The organism is Propioniciclava sp. MC1595 (genome assembly GCF_017569205.1).
In the GTDB taxonomy this organism is placed as follows: Bacteria; Actinomycetota; Actinomycetes; order Propionibacteriales; family Propionibacteriaceae; genus Propioniciclava.
This window is the reverse complement of record NZ_CP071870.1, coordinates 2682207-2702426: the sequence shown is the minus strand read 5'-3', so window position 1 is coordinate 2702426 and position 20220 is coordinate 2682207. Positions and strand designations below refer to the sequence as shown.

Here is a 20220-nt window from a genome sequence, read left to right as displayed (position 1 = left end):
TCCGCCGGCTCGCCGGGTGGGCGTCCGCGCGGTCGGCGTCCGGACAGCGCCGCGCCGGAGGGGGCCGACGGGTTAGGGTGGTCGACGGTCGCCTGCAGCACGGATGGAGTACGGATGCCCAAGCGCGAAGACATCAACAAGGTCCTCATCATTGGCTCCGGCCCCATCGTCATCGGGCAGGCGTGTGAGTTCGACTACTCCGGCACCCAGGCGTGCAAGGCCCTGCGGAACCTCGGCTATGAGGTGGCCCTGGTCAACAGCAACCCGGCCACGATCATGACCGACCCGGTCATGGCCGACGAGACCTACATCGAGCCGCTCAACGTGCCCACGCTCGAGGCGATCATCAAGCAGAGCAAGCCCGACGCGCTGCTGCCCAATCTGGGCGGCCAGACGGGCCTCAACCTCTCCACCGCGCTCGACCGCGCGGGCATCCTGGAGGCCAACGACGTCCAGATGATCGGCATCACCCAGGACGTCATCGAGCGCGGCGAGGACCGCGAGACGTTCAAGCGCACCATGGCCGAGATCGGCGTCGACATGCCGCGCTCCCAGACCGTCGGCACGGTCGGGGACGCCCTCGCCTTCGCCGCCGAGGTCGGCTACCCGATGGTCGTCCGCCCCGCCTACACGATGGGCGGCACGGGCGGCGGGTTCGTGCACTCCGACGACGAGATGCGCACCATCGCGCACCGCGGCCTGCAGGCCTCGCCGATCACGCAGGTCCTGGTCGAGGAGTCGATCCTCGGCTGGGAGGAGCTCGAGGTCGAGGTCATCCGCGACGCCAAGAACCAGATGATCAGCGTCTGCTTCATCGAGAACGTGGATGCCGTGGGCGTCCACACCGGCGACTCCTACTGCAACGCCCCGATGATCACCATCGCCCAGGAACTGCAGGACGAGCTGCAGCGCATCGCCCACAAGATCGTGAGCGAGATCGGCGTCATCGGCGGCACCAACGTGCAGCTGGCGCACAACCCGAGGACCGGGCGCGTGGTCGTCATCGAGATCAACCCGCGCACGTCGCGGTCGAGCGCGCTGGCGTCCAAGGCCACCGGCCTGCCGATCGCCATGGTGTCGACGCTGCTGGCCGCCGGCCTGACGCTCGACGAGATCCCGTACTGGCGCGACGGTACCCTCGACAAGTACACCCCCGACGGCGACTACGTCGTGGCCAAGTTCGCGCGCTGGGCGTTCGAGAAGTTCCCCGGCGCGGTCGACAAGCTGGGCACGCAGATGCGCGCCGTCGGCGAGGTCATGAGCATCGGCAAGGACTACAAGGAGGCCTTCGGCAAGGCCATCCGTGGGCTGGAGAACGGACGCCTCGGGCTCGGCAACGCCTCCGACTTCCGGACCCTCGGTCGCGACGAGCTGCTGCGCCGCCTCGCCCAGCCGTCGAGCGACCGCCAGTACCTGATGTACGAGGCCCTGCGGGCCGGGGTGTCGGTCGACGAGCTGGTCGAGCTCACCCACATCAAGGCCTGGTTCGTCGAGCAGATGGCCGAGATCCTGGCCGTCGAGACCGAGATCGAGGGCTACGCGGGCGACCTCGCCGGGCTGCCCGCCGACCTGCTCCGGCGCGCCAAGGAGGCCGGCCACGGCGACGCCTACCTCGCGCAGATCCTCGGCGTGCCCGAGGCCGACCTGCGCGCCCGCCGCGTCGCCGAGGGCATCGTGCACCGCTACGAGGCCGTGCCCGTGTCGGGCGTCGAGGGCGCGGAGTACTACTTCTCGACGTATGCCCCCGAGCGCGCCAACCCGCTGCCCGACCCCAAGCCGGTCAGCGACCGCCGCAAGGTGATGGTGCTCGGCGGCGGACCCAACCGCATCGGCCAGGGCATCGAGTTCGACTACTGCTGCGTCCACGCCGCCTACACGCTGCGCGACGCCGGCTTCGAGACGATCATGGTCAACTGCAACCCCGAGACCGTCTCCACCGACTACGACACCTCCGACAAGCTCTACTTCGAGCCGCTCACCGTCGAGGACGTCCTGGCCATCGTCGAGCGCGAGAAGCCCGAGGGTGTCGTGTGCCAGTTCGGCGGCCAGACCCCGCTGAACATCGCCCGCGCGCTCCAGGAGGCCGGCGTCCCGATCATCGGCACCTCGCCCGACACCATCGACCTCGCCGAGGACCGCGACGAGTTCCGCGCCATGATGGACCGCCTCGGCATCCCGATGCCCGCCGCGGGCATGGCGGTGACCACCGACGAGGCCGTGGCCGTGGCGTCCGAGATCGGCTACCCGGTCATCGTGCGCCCGAGCTACGTGCTGGGCGGGCGCGGCATGGAGATCATCCACGACGTCGAGAACCTGCGCCGCTACATGGATGCCGCCGAGGGCGTCACGCCGGAGCGTCCGATCCTCGTCGACCGGTTCCTCGAGAACGCGCTCGAGTGCGAGGCGGACGCCGTGTGCGACGGCACCGACGCCTTCGTGCCCGCGGTGATGGAGCACATCGAGTACGCGGGCATCCACTCCGGCGACTCGGCCTGCCTGGTGCCGAGCGTGACGATCCCCGACGACCAGCTCGCCACCATCGAGGACTACACCCGCCGCATCGCGATCGAGCTCGGCGTGGTCGGCCTGATGAACATCCAGTACGCGATCCTCGACGGGGTCGTGTACGTGCTCGAGGCCAACCCGCGCGCCTCGCGGACGGTACCGCTGGTGTCGAAGGTCTGCGACGTGAACATGGCCTCGCTCGCGACCCGGCTCATGCTGGGGGAGTCGCTGGCCTCCCTGAACCTCGAGAAGCGGAACGTGCCGTTCTTCGGGGCCAAGGAATCGGTGTTCCCGTTCAACATGTTCCCCGAGGTCGACCCGCTGCTCGGCCCCGAGATGCGCTCCACCGGCGAGGTGCTGGGCCTGGCGTCCAACCCCGGGCTGGCGTTCTTCAAGAGCCAGGAGGCCACCCAGACCGTGTTGCCCACCGAGGGCACGGTGCTGATGTCGATCGCCGAGCGTGACCGCATCGACTCCGGTCATGGCTCGCCGGGCGCCAACGTGCTGACCGCGGCGCGCACCTTCGTGGCCAACGGGTTCTCGCTGATGGGCACCACGGGCACGGTCGCGTTCCTGGCGAAGCACGGCATCGAGGCGACGCCGGTGAACAAGCTGCACGAGGGCTCGCCGCACATGGCCGACGCCATCCGTGACGGCCAGGTGCAGCTCGTCATCAACACCCCCGCCGGCCGCGCGTCGGAGTACGACGACTCCTACATCCGCAAGGCGGCCATCCGCGCTCGGGTGCCGTACGTCACCACCACCTCCGAGGCCTACGCGGCGGCCATCGGCATCGCCGCCCACCGACGGGGGGCCGAGGGCGTGAAGTCGCTGCAGGAGTGGCACGCCTCCATCGGCTGACGCCCGGGGTTGCCCACCCCCGGGAGGACCGGGTTGTGGTGAGGTGCTGATCGGAACGGCCCCCGACCCGATCGGCTGCATGACGATGTGAGCGTGTGCGGCGTCGGTGCCGGCTCGGTCGGGGGCCATTTCGATCACGACGCCGTCGTCACCCGGCTGTTGAGGGGGCGGAGCGTCCGGGAGTGCTCTCCTTACCGACCGGTTGGTAAGTGGAGGACGACGTGGACGACAAGCAGCGCAATCGGGTGCTCGGGGTGCTCTTCGTGGGCGTGCTCATGGGGGCGCTCGACATCGCCATCATCGGGCCGGCGATGCCGGCGATCCAGGCCGAGTTCGGGCTGACCCCGCGCCAACTGCCGTGGCTGTTCAGCATCTACGTGCTCATGCAGATGATCAGCACGCCGCTGTGGGCCAAGCTGTCGGACTTCTACGGGCGTCGCGCGATCTATGTCCTCGACGTCGCGCTGGCCGCCCCGCACCCAGCTGGCGTTCCCGCACGGAGCCGGCGGTGCAACGCCAGTGGCGTGCACGGAAGCCGGCGGCGTCGCGGCCGGTCAGAGCCAGCCGAACCCGGCCATGGCGAGCAGCCACCCGGTCATCGTGAGGAACGACACCGCGGTGGAGAGCATCATCGACGCCGCGCCGAACTCGCCGTCGCCGTGCTGCTCGGCCACCGCGGCCACGATCGACATCGAGGGCAGGGCGCCGGTGAGCACCGCCGCCACCTTGAGCTCGGGCGGGAGGTCGGGCAGGCCGAGCAGGGGCAGTGCGAGCACGAGCCCGAGCATCACCGCGGGCATCACCAGGAGCTTGCCGCCGACGGCCACCGCGAGGTCGGCCAGCTGGCCGCGCAGGCGCAGGCCGACCAGCATGCCGCCGATCGAGAACAGCGCCACCGCCGAGGACGACTGGGCCACGAGGTTCACCGAGCGGTCGATCATGGGCGGCAGGGTGATGCCGAGGGGGTCCATGAGCAGGGCCAGGATGATCGCGATCACCATCGGGTGGGTGACCACGCGCACGACGATGTCGCGCAGGCGGCGCGCCCAGCTGGTCGCGGCGCCGGAGACCGCCTCGAACAGGGCCAGCGCCACCGGGATGATCAGGGTGTTGTCGACGAGCATGTCCATGCCGACGGCGAGCCCCGCGAACGCCGGGATCACGATCAGGAACGTCGGGAACCCCACGAAGCCGTTGTTGGTGCCGCTCATCGCGAACGCGATCGTCGCCGCCCGCACGCTGCCCCGGACGCCGCGGGCCGCGGCCCATGCGAGCCCGAGCGCGACCATCACCATCGCCGCGACGGCGTAGGCGAGCAGGTACGTCGGGTTGAGGATCTCGCCAAGGGACCGCCCGGCGACGTTGACGAAGATCAGCACCGGCAGCGCGAGCTTCACCACGTAGCGGGCGAGCACCGACATGTCGGAGCGCTCGAACATCCCGAGCCGGGTCGTCACGAAGCCCAGGCCCACCACGAGGAAGATCGGCACGGTCGCCGACAGGATGTCGAGCACCCCTCGACGCTATCCCCGCCCGCCCCGGTCGCGCCCGGGGTGGCCGGATGTTGCCCCTGTCAGCCCACGTGCGCGCGGGCATTGCGGAACATCCGCAGCCAAGGGCTGGCCTCGTCGGCGGAGCCGCTGGTCCAGCTCATCTGGATGTTGCGGAGCACCCGCTCGGGGTGGGGCATCATCGCGGTGAACCGGCCGTCGGGCGTGGTGACGGCGGTGAGGCCGGCGACCGAGCCGTTCGGGTTGGCCGGGTACGCCTCGGTCGGGTTGCCGTGGTGGTCGACGAACCGCATCGCCCGCTGGACGGCACCCTCGTCACCGCGCGCGGTGAAGTCCGCGCGGCCCTCGCCGTGCGACACCGCGATCGGGATGCGCGAGCCCGCCATGCCGCCGGTGAAGATCGACGGCGACTCCAGCACCTCGACCAGCGACAGGCGCGCCTCGAACTGCTCGGAGGAGTTGCGGCGGAACAGCGGCCACGCCTCGGCGCCCGGGATCAGGTCGGCCAGCGCCCCGAACATCTGGCAGCCGTTGCAGATGCCCAGCCCGAAGGTGTCCTCGCGGGCGAAGAACGCGCCGAACGCCTCGGTCAGCGCCGGGTTGAACAGGATCGAGCGCGCCCAGCCCTCACCGGCCCCCAGCGTGTCGCCGTAGGAGAAGCCGCCCACCGCGACGAGCCCGACGGCGTCGCCCAGGTCGAAGCGGCCGCTCTGCAGGTCGGTCATGTGGACGTCCCACGCGTCGAAACCGGCGCGGTCGAACGCGAACGCGGTCTCGACGTGGCTGTTCACGCCCTGCTCGCGCAGGATCGCCACCTTCGGCCGGGCGCCGGTGTTCACGAACGGGGCGGCGACGTCCTCGCGCACGTCGAACGTCGTCTCCACGTGCAGGCCGGGGTCGTCGTCGGACGCGAAGCCCGCGTGCTCGGCGTCCGCGCACTCCGGGTTGTCGCGCAGGGCGGCGATCCGCCACGAGACCTCGTCCCATGCCTGGCCCAGGTCGCGCAGCGACTCGTCCAGCACGTCGGCGCCGCCGATCGCGACGCGCACGCGCCGACCCTCGGCGGTCGAGCCGACCGGCACGGTGACGTCGGCCAGCCCGTGCTCGGCGAGCACGAGCAGCGCGTCGTCCAGGGACGCCGTGGGCACGGCCAGCACCGCACCCAGCTCCTCGGCGAAGAGCTCGGCCACCGAGGAGACGTCCAGCGACAGGCCGGTTGCGCCGGCCAGGCCCATCTCGACGGCCGCGGCCCACAGGCCACCGTCGGAGCGGTCGTGGTAGGCCGCAACCAGCCCGGCCGAACGCAGCGCGTTCACCGCGTCCACCAGCGCCACGAGACGGGACGGGTCGTCGAGGTCGGGGACCTCGCCGCCGAACTCGCCCGAGACCTGGGCGAGCATCGAGCCGCCGAGGCGGTCGGCGCCGGCGCCGAGGTCGACCAGCAGCAGCGCCTGGTCGGCGCCCACCTGCGGGGTGAGGGTGCCGCGGACGTCGGCCAGCGACGCGAACGCCGAGACCACCAGCGACACCGGGGAGGTGACCTGCTTGTCCTCTCCGTCGGCCGACCACTTGGTGCGCATCGACAACGAGTCCTTGCCGACCGGGATGCTGACGCCCAGCGCCGGACACAGCTCGAGGCCGACCGCGCGCACGGTGTCGTAGAGGGCGGCGTCCTCGCCGGGTTCGCCGCAGGCGGCCATCCAGTTCGCCGACAGCTTGACCCGGTTGAGCGTGATCGGGGCGGCGAGCAGGTTGGTGATCGCCTCGCCGACGGCCATGCGGCCCGAGGCGGGGGCGTCCACGGACGCGAGCGGCATGCGCTCGCCCGAACTCATCGCCTGCCCGGCGAAGCCGATGTGGTCGGTGAGTGTGACCGCGACGTCGGCCACCGGCACCTGCCACGGGCCGACCATCTGGTCGCGGTGGGACAGGCCGCCGACCGTGCGGTCGCCGATCGTGATCAGGAAGCGCTTGGACGCCACGCTCGGGTGCCGCAGCACGGCGTAGGCGGCCTCGCGCACGGCGTCGGCGTCGTCGAACCGGGCGAGGTCCAGCGCGGGCGCCGACCGCTCGACCCGCGTCACGTCGCGCGTCATCCTCGGCGGCTTGCCGAGCAAGGTGAACAGCGGCATGTCGACGGCCGGGTCGTCACCGGGGCCCGCGTCGATCGCGTCGTCGGCCACCACGAGCTCACCGTCGTCGAACGCCCGCCCGACCACGGCGAACGGGGCGCGCTCGCGCGCGCAGATGGCGCGGAACCGCTCCAGCGACTCGGGCGCGATCGCCAGCACGTAGCGCTCCTGGCTCTCGTTGCACCAGACCTCCTTGGGCGCCAGCCCGGACTCCTCCAGTGGCACCGCGTCCAGGTCGAAGCGGGCACCCATGCCGGCGTCGTTGACCAGCTCGGGGAACGCGTTCGACAGGCCGCCCGCGCCCACGTCGTGGATCGCCAGGATCGGGTTGTCGGCCCCGAGCGCCCAGCACGCGTTGATGACCTCCTGCGCGCGCCGCTCCATCTCGGGGTTGCCGCGCTGCACCGAGTCGAAGTCGAGCTCGGCCGCGTTGGTGCCGGCCGCCATCGAGCTGGCGGCGCCGCCACCCATGCCGATGCGCATGCCCGGCCCGCCCAGCTGGATCAGCAGCGAGCCCTCCCCGAACACGACCTTCTCGGTCTGCTCGGCGCTGATCGCGCCCAGGCCTCCGGCGCTCATGATCGGCTTGTGGTAGCCGCGGCGGACGCCGTCCACCGTCTGCTCGTAGACGCGGAAGAACCCGCCGAGCCCGGGGCGTCCGAACTCGTTGTTGAAGGCCGCAGCGCCCAGGGGGGCGTCGGTCGTGATCTCGAGTGGGGACGCGATGTGCGCGGGGGCGCCGTACTGCTCGGCCTCCCACGGCTCGTCGGTGCCGGGCAGGTTGAGGTTGGACACGACGAAGCCGGTCAGGCCCGCCTTGGGCTGCGAACCGCGGCCGGTCGCGCCCTCGTCGCGGATCTCGCCGCCGGAGCCGGTCGCCGCCCCCGGGAACGGCGAGATCGCCGTCGGGTGGTTGTGGGTCTCGACCTTCATCAGCACGTGCACCTCGCCCGGGCGCTCGGCATACGGCGCGGGGGCCGCGTAGGCGGCGTCCGGCTCGGGCACGAACCGGGTGGCCTGGCCGCCGGCCATGATCGAGGAGTTGTCCTTGTAGGCGACGATCGTGCCGTTCGCCAGCCCGCCCGCGACGCGCTCGGTGTGCCGGATCATGCCGAACAGCGAGGAGTCCTGCGGGACGCCGTCGATGACGAAGTCGGCGTTGAAGATCTTGTGGCGGCAGTGCTCGGAGTTCGCCTGCGCGAACATCATCAGCTCGACGTCGGTGGGGTTGCGGTCCAGGCCGGTGAAGGCGTCGACGAGGTAGTCGATCTCGTCCTCGGACAGGGCCAGGCCGAAGGCCGAGTTGGCCTCGACGAGGGCCTCGCGGCCGTGGCCGAGCACGTCGACGTGGGCCATTGGCTCGGCGTCCTTCTCGGCGAAGACCTCGGTGGCGGCCTCGCGGCTGTCCAGGACCGACTCGGTCATCCGGTCGTGCAGGATCGCGGCGCAGGCCTCGGCCTGCTCGCCGGTGAGCGGGGCGTCCAGCGTGAGGGTGTACTCGGTGACCCGCTCCACGCGGTGCACGTCGATGCCGCAGTTGTGCACGATGTCGGTCGCCTTGGACGCCCACGGCGAGATCGTGCCCAGGCGCGGGGCGACGACCATGGACGCCGTGGCGGCCCCGGCGTCCGGCGCGGGGTCGGCGGGGGGCCCGTACTCGAGGATGCGGGCGAGCGTCTCGACGTCGGCGTCGGAGAGCGCCTCGTCGGAGGCGACCAGGTGCACGTACCGGGCGCTGATGCCGGTCACCTGCGGGGCGACGGCCTGCAGTCGCGCGACCAAGGAGGTGGCGCGGAAGGCCGGGAGCGCCGATCCTCCGGGGACCACCATCAGGTCGTAGTGGTGCGACGCGGCGGTGGTGTCGACCTGGTCGGGAGCGGGCGCCATGGAAAGCCTCCGGTGTGACGGTGCGGGACGGGGAACAGGCTACCGGTGGGGCGTCCGCCCGCGGGTCGGGGCCCAGTTCCGAGGACCTACACTGTTCGCCGTGGATCGTGCGGGTTTGTTGGAGCTCGTCGCCTCGGAACCCGTGGTCAGCAAGCTCATCGAGGCTGCCCGTGCGGACTCGGAGCCGACGCTGGACGTGACGTGCCCGGGCGCCCTGCGCCCCCTGGTCGCTGCGGCGCTGACCGAGCAGTCCGACACCCCGTTGCTGGTGGTCACCTCCACCTACCGCGAGGCCGAGTCCGCCCGCGACACCCTGCGCTCGCTGCTCGGCACCGACGCGGTGGCCTACTACCCGGCCTGGGAGACCCTGCCCCACGAGCGGCTCTCGCCGCGCTCCGACACCGTCGGCCGACGCCTGGCCGTGCTGCGCCGGCTGGCCGGGAACAGCGAGCTGGCCCCGCCGCGCATCATCGTCGCCCCCGTGCGCGCCGTGCTGCAGCCGCAGGTCGCCGGCCTCGGCGCGCTCACGCCGGTGACGGTCACGGTGGGGGAGGACCGCGACGTCGACGACCTCGCCGTCGCCCTCGTCGACGCCGCCTACGTGCGCGTCGACCTCGTCGAGCGTCGAGGCGAGTTCGCCGTGCGCGGCGGCATCATCGACGTGTTCCCGCCCACGCTGGAGCACCCGGTGCGCATCGACTTCTTCGGCGACACCGTCGAGGAGATCCGCCCGTTCAGCGTGGCCGACCAGCGCTCGCACGACGAGACCCTCGACCAGGTCACCGCCGACCCCTGCCGCGAGATGCTGCTCACCGACGCGGTGCGCGAGCGGGCCGCGGCCCACGCCGCCCGCCAGGGCGTGCCCGACCAGATGCGCGAGCTGTTCACCCGCATCGCCGAGGGCCACGCCGTCGACGGGATGGAGGCGCTCGCCCCCGCGCTGGTCGACCGGCTCGAGCTGCTCGTCGACGTGCTGCCCGAGGACACCACCGTCGTCGTCAGCGACCCCGAGAAGGTGCGCGCCCGCGCCCTGGAGCTGCACGCCACCTCGCAGGAGTTCCTCGCCGCGTCGTGGTCGGCGGCCGCCGAGGGGGGCAAGGCGCCGATCGACCTCGCGGCGTCCGCGTACCGGCAGCTCGCCGACGTGCGCGCGGCCGCCCTGGGCCGCGGCCTGGCGTGGTGGACGTTCTCGGCGTTCGCCGAGGACCCCGAGTCCCGGCACATCGTGGCCGAGGAGAACGAGCCGTTCCGCGGCGACCTCGAGGCCGCGATCGCGGCGATCGGCGAGGCGGTGGCGTCCGGGTTCGAGGTCGTGCTGGTCGCCGACGCGACCGGTCGCGCGCAGCGGCTGGGGGAGGTCCTGGCCGAGCACGACCTGGCCGGGAGGGCGTCCATCATCGTCGCCGACCTGCCGCGCGGGTTCCGGCTCGACGGGGTCAACCTGCGGGTGTTCACCTCCGGCGACCTCGCCGGGGTCAAGGGCGGAGCCGACAAGGCCGAGCGCAAGATGCCGGCCCGGCGCAAGAACGCCATCGACCCGCTCGAGCTCAAGGCCGGCGACTTCGTCGTGCACGACGCGCACGGGGTTGGCAAGTACATCGAGATGGTCACGCGCGAGGTGCACGGCGCCACCCGCGAGTACCTGGTCATCGAGTACGCGCCGAGCAAGCGCGGGCACCCCGGCGACCGGCTGTTCGTGCCCATGGACGCCCTCGACCAGGTCACCCGCTACGTCGGCGGCGAGGCCCCCTCGCTCGACCGCATGGGCGGCGCGGACTGGACCAAGCGGAAGGCGCGCGCCCGCAAGGCCGTGCGCGAGATCGCGGCCGAGCTGATCAAGCTGTACGCCGCCCGCCAGGCCTCGCAGGGGCACGCGTTCGGCCCCGACTCGCCGTGGCAGCGCGAGCTGGAGGACAACTTCGCCTACGTCGAGACCCCCGACCAGATGGCCGCCGTCATCGAGGTCAAGCGCGACATGGAGCAGGTCGTGCCGATGGACCGCCTGGTCTGCGGCGACGTCGGCTACGGCAAGACCGAGATCGCCGTGCGCGCCGCGTTCAAGGCCGTCATGGACGGCAAGCAGGTCGCGATCCTCGTGCCGACCACCCTGCTGGTGCAGCAGCACTACGCGACGTTCGCCTCGCGGTACGCCGGGTTCCCGGTGACGGTGGCGGCGCTGTCGCGGTTCCAGTCGCCGGCCGAGTCGCGCAAGGCGATCGAGGGCATCGCCGACGGCACGGTCGACATCGTCGTGGGCACGCACCGGCTGTTCTCGAACGAGGTTCAGTTCAAGGACCTCGGCCTGGTGATCATCGACGAGGAGCAGCGCTTCGGCGTCGACCACAAGGAGGCGCTGAAGAAGCTGCGGCTCAACGTCGACGTGCTGGCGATGTCGGCCACGCCGATCCCGCGCACGCTGGAGATGGCGATCACGGGCATCAGGGAGATGTCGGTGATCGCCACCCCGCCCGAGGAGCGGCACCCGGTGCTGACGTTCGCCGGGCCGTCGGACGACAACCAGGTGCGCGCGGCGATCCGGCGCGAGCTCGCCCGCGAGGGCCAGGTGTTCTACATCCACAACCGGGTGGGCACGATCGAGAAGGCGGCCGCGCACATCCGCGACCTGGTGCCCGAGGCGCGGGTCGCCGTGGCCCACGGGCAGATGAACGAGACCACCCTCGAGAAGGTGATGGTCGACTTCTGGGAGCGCGAGGCCGACGTGCTGGTCTGCACCACGATCGTCGAGGCCGGCCTGGACATCTCCTCGGCCAACACCCTGATCATCGAGCGGGCCGACCTGCTCGGCCTCTCGCAGCTGCACCAGCTGCGCGGCCGCGTCGGCCGCGGCCGCGAGCGCGGGTACGCCTACTTCCTCTACCCGCCCGACAAGCCGCTCACCGACACCGCGCACGACCGGCTGGCCACCATGGCCGCCCACACCGACCTCGGCGCCGGTATGGCGATCGCGATGAAGGACCTCGAGATCCGCGGCGCCGGCAACCTGCTCGGCGAGGAGCAGTCGGGCCACATCGCCGACGTCGGCTTCGACCTCTACATCCGACTGGTGGGCGAGGCCGTGGCGGACTTCCGCGGCGAGGCGTCCGAACCCGAACCCGAGATGAAGATCGAGCTCTCGGTCGATGCGCACCTGCCCACCGACTACGTCGAGTCCGAGCGCCTGCGCCTGGAGATGTACAAGCGGCTAGCGTCGGTGCGCGAGGAGTCCGAGCTGGACGCCGTGCGCGCCGAGCTGCTCGACCGCTACGGCCCGCTGCCCGAGCCGGTGGAGAACCTGTTCAAGGTCACCCGGTTCCGGATGCTGTGCCGCTCGGTCGGGATCACCGAGGTGCTCTCGGCCGGGACGATGATCCGGTTCGCGCCCGCCGTGCTGCCCGACTCGCGCGACATGCGTCGGGCCCGCATGTACCCGGGCTCGCGGGTGAACAAGCAGACCGCCCAGCTGTTCCTGCCGCGGCCGATGACCCGCCCGGTCGCCGGCCAGCCGGTCAAGGACGGCGAGCTGCTCGAGTGGGCCACCCAGGCGGTCACGGCGCTGTTCGTCCCCTGACACCTGCATGGTGGCCCCGCGCGGGTGGCTAGGATCGGGGCGGATCCGATCGTCCTCGAGGAGCAGAACCCATGAACAAGGCCGCACGCACCCTGGCTGCCGGCGTCGCCGTGGCGGCGCTGGCCCTGACCGGCTGCGCCAACTCGCCCGCCGACGCCGCCACCGTGAACGGCGTCCGGATCGCCGACAGCACCGTGCGCGAGGTCGCGCGCGTCCTTGGCCAGGCCACCGGCAGCGAGACCGGGCTCGCCCTCAAGCAGGCCACCTACGACCTGGTGCTGGGCGAGGCGGCCCGCCAGGTCGCGGCGTCCACCGGCACGACGATCACCGCCGCCGACCAGCAGGAGGTCATCGGCCAGTACCCGGCCGTGGCCGCCGTCAGCCAGGTCCCGGGCGGTGCCGAGTGGGCCGACGCCGCGACGCGCGCGTTCCTGCTGCAGGAGGAGCTGGGCGCCGACAAGTTCGTCGAGGAGGTCGGCAAGCTCGACATCACGATCAACCCGCGCTACGGCCAGTGGGACGCCTCCCGCGCCTCGTTCGGGGACGCCTCCCTGGCGCGGGCCGCCGACTCCGCCACGCTGCGCCGCTGAGCCGCGACCCGTGGCGCACCCCGAGGTCGAGCGCCTCATCGACGTGATGACGGCGCTCCGCGTGGGCTGCCCGTGGGACGCCGAGCAGACGCACCGCTCGCTGGTCGCCTACCTCGTCGAGGAGGCGGCCGAGGTCGTCGAGGCGATCGAGACCGGCTCCGACGACCACCTGGTCGAGGAGCTGGGCGACCTGCTGCTGCAGGTGGTCTTCCACGCCGAGATCGCCCGCCAGGACGGCCGGTTCTCGATCGAGGACGTGGCGCGCGGCATCGCCGACAAGCTGGTGGCCCGGCACCCGTACGTCTTCGGCGACGGCGACGTGCCCGACGACCTGATGGGCTCGTGGGAGGCGCGCAAGCGCGCCGAGAAGGGCCGCACCTCGGCCCTCGACGGGATCCCGCCGCTCAACGCGCTCGCGCGCACCATGAAGGTCGTCTCCCGCGCCCGCTCGCACGGCGTGGACCCGGGCCTGCCGGCCGAGCCGGTCACGGCGTCCGAGGTCGGCGGCGGCATCGTCGCCCTGGTCGCCCGCGCCCAGGCCAGCGGGGTGGACGCCGACCAGGCCGTCCGCGACGCGGTCCGGGCCCTGGAGGCCGCGATCCGCGCTGCGGAGGATTCGCCGAGGGCTTGAGTTTTCTGCGCCGAGGGCTTGGGTTCTGGACGCCCAGGGCTTGAGTTTCCCCAGCCCGACCTGCGCTCTGGAGATGGTTCTCCACAGGTCGCGAAACCTGGTGCGCTGCTGGGAGAGAAGCCGCCCAACCTCCCGGCATGCACAACCTCATTCCTCCTGGTGGAGCCGACATCCCGGTTCCCATCCTGAAACTGCGTCCGGGCGTCCGTCTCGAACAGGTCCCGGACACCGACATCGCGCTGCACCGCGAACGCATCAGCGCAGCCTTGCCCTACATCGGACTGCAGTCGTGGTTCGCCCGTGAATCCGCTGCTGTGCTCCATGGACTACCCCTCTTCCGCGCCGATCTCGACCTCGTTCACCTGCTCTACTCAGGTGGCGGGCACGGCCAGATCCGGACCATCGCGCACGTGTACAAGACGCCCAAGGTGCCGCCCAGCACGACCTTCAGCGGCGACATCCCCGTGACCACGCTGGCCAGGACGGCCGCCGACCTCATGCGCCGCAATCTCTTCGGGCCGGCCCTCGCGTGGGCCGATGCTGCCCTGCGTCTGGGTGCTCCACGGGGTGAACTCCTCCGTGAGGTCACCGGTGGACGCGGATGCCGACACTCCACCGAGGCGGTCCGACGTGGCGATCCGCGCAGCGAATCCCCTTACGAATCGTTGGTTCGGGCGCAACTGCTCCAAGGTGGGGTGCCGCTTCCCGAACTGCAGGTCAGCCTCTTCGACGCCGACGGCTTCGTCGGTCGCCCCGACTTCCTCTGGCGGCGACAGGGAGTGGTGGGGGAGTTCGACGGGGAGACGAAGTACACGACCCTCCTCGCGCCCGGCCAGACCCGCGAGGACGTGATGCGTCTGCAGGAACTCCGCCAGCGTCGTCTCGAAGGCATGGGGTTGCGCGTGGTTCGGTGGGGGGAGGATGCCGTCCACGACCCCGGCGCCGTGACGGCGTCGATCAGGGCCCTGATCGGGGACGTCCTCGTCGACCACGGTCTGTGCCCCGAGGCGCACGACCTCCGACGACCGCGCCACCGACGGTGACGACCGGACGCCGCGGGCTTGGCTTGGCCGAACCCAAGCCCTCGTTGTCCAGGCCCCAAGCCCTCGGCGTCGATAACTCAAGCCCTCGGCGTACAGAACCCAAGCCCTCGGCGCAGGAAACCCAAGCCCTCGGCGTGGTGGCAACCGGGGGCATCCGAGGGCGCGACGAAGAGCGGACGGCGATAGGCTGGCGACCGAAGTCACACAACGACGAAAGGCAAGTCACCGTGGCACTCATCGACATCGTCAACGCCCGCGAGATCCTCGACTCCCGAGGCAACCCCACCGTTGAGGTCGAGGTCCTCCTCGACGACGACGCCCAGGGCCGCGCTGCGGTCCCGTCCGGCGCCTCCACCGGCCAGTTCGAGGCCGTCGAGCTGCGTGACGGCGACAAGTCCCGTTTCATGGGCAAGGGTGTCCTGAAGGCCGTCGAGAACGTCAACGAGGCCATCGCCGAGGAGATCATCGGCTTCGACGCCACCGACCAGCGCGAGATCGACAACGCGATGATGGAGCTGGACGGCTCCTCCAACAAGGGCAAGCTCGGCGCCAACGCCATGCTGGGCGTCTCCCTGGCCGTCGCGCACGCCGCCGCCGAGTCGGCCGGCCTGCCGCTGTTCCGCTACGTGGGTGGCCCGAACGCGCACGTCCTTCCCGTCCCGATGATGAACATCCTCAACGGTGGCGCGCACGCCGACTCCAACGTCGACATCCAGGAGTTCATGATCGCCCCGATCGGCGCCGAGACCTTCGCCGACGCCCTCGCCATGGGCGCCGAGGTGTACCACAACCTCAAGTCCGTGCTGAAGGAGAAGGGCCTGTCGACCGGCCTGGGCGACGAGGGTGGCTTCGCGCCGAACCTCGAGTCCAACCGCGCCGCCCTCGACCTGATCATCGAGGCCATCAAGAAGGCCGGCTACGAGCCCGGTACCGATGTGGCGCTCGCGCTCGACGTCGCGGCCTCCGAGTTCGAGGACAACGGCGTCTACACCTTCGAGGGTGCGCAGAAGTCGGCCGACGACATGATCGCCATCTACGCCGAGTGGGTCGACGCCTACCCGCTGGTCTCGATCGAGGACCCGCTGAACGAGGAGGACTGGGACGGCTGGAAGGCCATCACCGAGAAGCTCGGCGACAAGGTCCAGCTCGTCGGTGACGACCTGTTCGTGACCAACCCCGAGCGCCTGCAGCGCGGCATCGACACCAACACCGCGAACGCGCTGCTGGTGAAGGTGAACCAGATCGGCACCCTGACCGAGACCCTGGACGCCGTCGAGCTCGCCCACCGCAACGGCTACCGCTGCATGATGTCGCACCGCTCCGGTGAGACCGAGGACACCACCATCGCCGACCTCGCCGTCGCCACCAACTGTGGCCAGATCAAGACCGGTGCCCCGGCCCGCTCCGACCGCGTCGCGAAGTACAACCAGCTCCTGCGCATCGAGGAGACCCTCGAGGACGCCGCCGTCTACGCCGGCCGCTCCGCCTTCCCGCGCTTCAAGGGCTGATCCACACCCGACACCCGCACGGCCGGTCCCTCCTCGTGAGGGGCCGGCCGTGCGGCGTCCGGGGTGTCGTGCCCCGCCCACGGGCCGGCCGCGCCTACGCTGGAGCGCAACCTCCCTTCCCCGACGAGAGGCCCCGAAGGATCGTGCGCGAGAACAGGCTCAACCGCCAGCCGTCCGGCCGCGGCCGGTCGAGCAAGCGCACCCGTTCGCCCGAGGCCCCGGCGAAGAAGACCACCCCCCGCCTGAATCCGGCCGCCGCCGTCCGCAACTCTGCGATCGGGCGGGCCGCGGCGAAGCTGCCCAAGACGAATGCGCGGCTGGTCTTCACCCGCCGCGCGCTGATCCTGTTCGGCGTGCTCATCGTGCTCGCGGCCTCGTTCGCCGGCTCGCTGCGCGTGTGGGTCGTTCAGAGCCAGGACCTCGCGGCCGCCCAGGCCCAGATCGAGCAGCGCACCGCCCGCGTCGCCGAGCTCGAGAACGAGCTCGCCCGCTGGGAGGACCCGGCCTACGTCCGCGCCCAGGCCCGCAACCGCCTCGGCTGGGTCATGCCCGGCGAGATCGGCTACCGCGTGATCGGGGCCGACGGGCAGGTGATGTCGGGCACCACCGAGATCGAGGGCGTCGGCGAGGCGCAGACCAGCGACCTGGCCTCCCGGTGGTGGGACAAGCTGGCCGTCTCGATGCGGCAGGCCGACGAGCCGGACCCGCTGCCCCGCTAGGGTGGCGGGCGTGCCAGCACTCGAACCGGCCTCTGCGGCCGACGTCGCCGTCCTCGAACAGCAACTCGGACGCCCCCCGCGCGGCATCGCGGGCATCGCGTGGCGCTGCCCCTGCGGCAAGCCCGGCGTGGTCGCCACCGATCCCCGCCTGCCGGACGGCACGCCGTTCCCGACCACGTACTACCTGACCTGCCCGCGCGCGACGGCCGGCTGCTCGACGCTGGAGTCGCAGGGCGTGATGGCCGAGATGACCGACCGCCTCGCCGAGGACCCCGAGCTCGCCGCCGCCTACACCGCCGCCCACGAGGCCTACCTGGCCGACCGCGCCGCCCTCGGCGACGTCCCCGAGATCGCCGGCATCTCGGCGGGCGGCATGCCGACCCGCGTGAAGTGCCTGCACGTCCTCGTCGGGCACGCGCTCGCGGCCGGGCGGGGCGTCAACCCGCTCGGCGACGAGGCCGTGGACGCCCTCGGCGAGTTCTGGGCGCGCCCCTGCCTGGAGGGGGAGTGACCCCCGGAGCCGGCGCCCCCGTCGCCGCCATCGACTGCGGCACCAACTCGGTGCGCCTCCTGGTGGCCGCCGGCCCCGCGCAGGCACCGGTCGAGCTGGAGCGCACCCTGCGCATCACCCGCCTGGGCCAGGGCGTCGACGCGACCGGTGAGTTCCACCCCGACGCGCTCGCCCGCACCTTCGCGGCGTGCGACGAGTACGCGGCGGTCCTCGCTGCCCACGGGGTCGGCCGGTTGCGGTTCGTGGCCACCTCCGCCGCCCGGGACGCCGGCAACCGCGAGGAGTTCTTCGCCGGCGTGCGCGCCCGGCTGGGCGTCGACCCCGAGGTGATCTCGGGGGCCGAGGAGGCGCAGCTGTCGTTCGACGGCGCGCTGGGCGCCTCCCCCGAGGCCACGCCGCCCGCCCTGGTCGTCGACATCGGCGGGGGATCGACCGAACTGGTGCTCGGGGCGTCCGGGCAGCCGGTGCGGGGCACCTCGCTCGACATCGGGTCGGTGCGCCTGCGCGAGCGCTTCCTGGCCTCCGACCCGCCGACCGCCGAGCAGGTGGCGGCGGCCACCGCGCACGTCGACGCCCTGCTGGACGCCTCGGGCATCGACCTCGCCGCCGCCCGCACGTGGATCGGAGTGGGCGGGACCGCCACCTCGCTGTCGGCCATCGTGCAGGGGTTGGAGACCTATGACCGGGCCCGCGTGCACGGCTCGACGGTGACGCGCGCCGATCTCACCGCGCTGGCGGACCGGCTGCTCGGCAGCACGGTGGCCGAGGTGCTCATCATCCCGACGATGGTGCCCGGGCGCGCCGACGTGATCTGCGCCGGCGCCCTCATCTGCGCGCGCGTGGCCGCACGCGTCGGGGTGGACCTCACGGTGAGCGAGTCCGACATCCTCGACGGGGTCGTCGCGCAGCTGCTCGCGGCAGCGCCGTAGACTCGGGCGCACGGCGTCCGGTCGCCGCCCCCGTGGCCCAACCGGCAGAGGCAGGCGGCTTAAACCCGCCCAAGTGCGGGTTCGAATCCCGCCGGGGGCACCCAGCGGCGGAATACAGGGCCTGCTTGGTGGCGTGTCGTAGAATGATGTCGAGTCCACCAGAAAGGCGCGCACTCTGATGCAGAGCACCAACCCCATCTTCACGCGCAGCGAGCAGTTCTCGCACGCGGCACCCCAGTACGGCCAGCAGCAGCAGTACGGGCAGCAGCCGTACGGCGCGCCCCAGTACGGTGCCCCGGCGCCCTACGAGGCCCCCGGGCAGCCCACCCCGGGCGTCATGACCATCGACGACGTCATCACCAAGACGGCGATCACCCTCGGCGCGCTCATCGTGGCGGCCGCCATCACCTTCATGTTCCTGCCGCCGCAGTTCATGATGCCGGCCCTCATCGGCTCGGGCATCGTGGGCTTCGTCACGGTCCTCCTGGTCGGCTTCCGACGCCAGATCAACCCGGGCATGGTGCTCGTGTACGCCGCCATCGAGGGCGTCTTCATCGGTGCGTTCAGCCTGATGTTCGAGATCCTCTACCCCGGCATCGTGGTGCAGGCCGTGATCGGCACGTTCATCGCCGCGGGCGCGACGCTGGCCGCGTACAAGTTCCTGCGGATCAAGGTGACCAGCCAGTTCCGCAAGATCGTCACCATCGCGACCTTCGCCCTCGCCGGCACCCTGCTGGTGAACTTCGTCCTGGCGCTGTTCGGCACCAACGTGGGCCTGCGCTCGTTCGAGTTCACGCCGCTCGCCGGCATCATCTCGGCCATCGCGGTCGTCCTGGCCGTGGCCAACCTGATCATGGACTTCGACTTCGTCGAGCAGGGCATCCGCAACCGCCTGCCCGCCTCGGAGTCGTGGCGCGCGGCCTTCGGCCTCACCATCACCATGGTCTGGCTGTACACCGAGATCCTGCGGATCCTGTCGTACTTCCGCTCCAACTGACGCACGTCACACGAAGCCCCCTTCCGGTCATCCGGGCGGGGGCTTCGGCGTTCGGTGTCAGGCCGAGCGGCGCCGGCGGTAGCTGCGGACCAGGTCGTGGCCGTGCTTGCCCAGCAGGCTGCGGGCCCCGTTGATCCAGGCCACGTCGCGGAACGAGTGCACCGGCACCCACTGTGAGCTCGCGGTGGTGCCGCCGACGTCGTGGACGACGGGGTCGCGCGGGTTGTCGCACCGCGCGGCATAGATGAGCCGCACGGCGTGGAAGTCCTCGACGACGCCGCTGGGGGAGTGCCCGATCCAGTGGTCGGACTGCATGTCGAGGAACTGGGTGATCTCGATGTCCTGCCCGGTCTCCTCGAACACCTCGCGGGCCACGGCGGTCGCGGGGTTCTCGCCCGGGTCGATGCCCCCGCCGGGCAGGCCCCACATGCCGGGGACGGCCGTCCGGTCGGAGAACTCGGTCGCGAGCACGCCCCGGTCCGACACCACGAGGCCGTAGGCGGCCAGCCGCTGGCGCACGACGGGGCGTCCGGACATCTCACCGGGGCGCAGGGTCGTGCGCACGCGCTGGGGGCCGCGGGGCGTCACCGGACGCCCGTGCTCGGCGAGCTGCAGGGTGACGGTCAGGTCCTCGACCGTGCCGGCCGCCGAGAGCGGACGCAGCACGCGGTACCCGCCCTCCCACGCGACCTGGTACGGGTCCTCCCCGTGGCCGAGCGTGAAGGCGAGCACGGGCGTCCCGCCCGGTACCTCCACGCCGATGATCTGCACCTGCCCATCTTGGCGTGACCCGGAGAGGAACCCAAGCCGCCTCTCCGGGGCGGGCCC

General features: G+C 71.7%; 13 protein-coding genes, 1 tRNA gene and 1 pseudogene. 12 read left to right on the top strand and 3 right to left on the bottom strand.

Going from position 1 to position 20220, the window contains the following annotated elements; translation table 11 throughout:
- Positions 1 to 114: 114 nt before the first annotated feature.
- Together carB and J4N02_RS17445 are read left to right on the top strand one after the other, a co-directional pair.
- Complete coding sequence (gene carB, locus J4N02_RS13050) at positions 115 to 3366, top strand: carbamoyl-phosphate synthase large subunit (RefSeq protein ID WP_188332954.1); 3252 nt, start codon at positions 115 to 117, stop codon at positions 3364 to 3366.
- 209 nt (positions 3367 to 3575) lie between these two features.
- A pseudogene (locus tag J4N02_RS17445) lies at positions 3576 to 3809 on the top strand (MFS transporter); the annotation flags it as partial.
- A gap of 111 nt (positions 3810 to 3920) precedes the next feature.
- Here the strand turns inward: J4N02_RS17445 and J4N02_RS13040 are convergent.
- On the bottom strand, positions 3921 to 4880 hold the full coding sequence (locus tag J4N02_RS13040) for an AEC family transporter (protein WP_188332953.1): 960 nt from the start codon (positions 4878 to 4880) through the stop codon (positions 3921 to 3923).
- A gap of 59 nt (positions 4881 to 4939) precedes the next feature.
- Complete coding sequence (gene purL, locus J4N02_RS13035) at positions 4940 to 8896, bottom strand: phosphoribosylformylglycinamidine synthase (protein WP_188332952.1); 3957 nt, start codon at positions 8894 to 8896, stop codon at positions 4940 to 4942.
- A 100-nt stretch (positions 8897 to 8996) separates the two neighbouring features.
- Here purL and mfd point away from each other — a divergent pair, with 100 nt between their 5' ends.
- From mfd to J4N02_RS12985, 10 genes are all read left to right on the top strand, one after another.
- Positions 8997 to 12464 (top strand): transcription-repair coupling factor, encoded by a 3468-nt coding sequence (gene mfd, locus J4N02_RS13030; protein ID WP_182815351.1) that lies wholly within the window; start codon positions 8997 to 8999, stop codon positions 12462 to 12464.
- A gap of 71 nt (positions 12465 to 12535) precedes the next feature.
- The gene (locus J4N02_RS13025) at positions 12536 to 13054 is read left to right on the top strand and encodes a hypothetical protein (protein ID WP_188332950.1); all 519 of its coding nucleotides are present in this window, start codon (positions 12536 to 12538) and stop codon (positions 13052 to 13054) included.
- Positions 13055 to 13064: 10 nt separating this feature from the next.
- A complete protein-coding gene (locus J4N02_RS13020) occupies positions 13065 to 13685 on the top strand; it encodes a MazG family protein (RefSeq protein WP_375539339.1) in 621 nt (206 codons plus the stop codon).
- Positions 13686 to 13822: 137 nt separating this feature from the next.
- Positions 13823 to 14728: a hypothetical protein gene (locus tag J4N02_RS13015; protein WP_182815355.1), complete on the top strand. Its 906-nt coding sequence runs from the start codon at positions 13823 to 13825 to the stop codon at positions 14726 to 14728.
- 227 nt (positions 14729 to 14955) lie between these two features.
- Positions 14956 to 16236: a phosphopyruvate hydratase gene (eno, locus tag J4N02_RS13010; protein ID WP_188332949.1), complete on the top strand. Its 1281-nt coding sequence runs from the start codon at positions 14956 to 14958 to the stop codon at positions 16234 to 16236.
- A gap of 143 nt (positions 16237 to 16379) precedes the next feature.
- Positions 16380 to 16955, top strand: a complete 576-nt coding sequence (locus tag J4N02_RS13005; RefSeq protein WP_182815359.1) for a septum formation initiator family protein — start codon at positions 16380 to 16382, stop codon at positions 16953 to 16955.
- A 10-nt stretch (positions 16956 to 16965) separates the two neighbouring features.
- Entirely contained in the window at positions 16966 to 17466 is a 501-nt protein-coding gene (locus J4N02_RS13000) for a DUF501 domain-containing protein (protein ID WP_182815361.1), read from the top strand.
- On the top strand, positions 17463 to 18395 hold the full coding sequence (locus tag J4N02_RS12995) for a Ppx/GppA phosphatase family protein (RefSeq protein ID WP_188332948.1): 933 nt from the start codon (positions 17463 to 17465) through the stop codon (positions 18393 to 18395). Before J4N02_RS13000 ends, J4N02_RS12995 begins: the two co-directional genes overlap by 4 nt.
- 26 nt (positions 18396 to 18421) lie before the next feature.
- Positions 18422 to 18495, top strand: a tRNA-Leu gene (locus J4N02_RS12990).
- Between the two features lie 78 nt (positions 18496 to 18573).
- Positions 18574 to 19392, top strand: coding sequence for a Bax inhibitor-1/YccA family protein (locus tag J4N02_RS12985; protein ID WP_188332947.1), 819 nt, complete (start codon positions 18574 to 18576; stop codon positions 19390 to 19392).
- Positions 19393 to 19449: 57 nt separating this feature from the next.
- Here the strand turns inward: J4N02_RS12985 and J4N02_RS12980 are convergent, their stop codons facing one another.
- The gene (locus J4N02_RS12980; RefSeq protein WP_243760802.1) at positions 19450 to 20163 is read right to left on the bottom strand and encodes an NUDIX domain-containing protein; all 714 of its coding nucleotides are present in this window, start codon (positions 20161 to 20163) and stop codon (positions 19450 to 19452) included.
- Positions 20164 to 20220 lie beyond the last annotated feature (57 nt).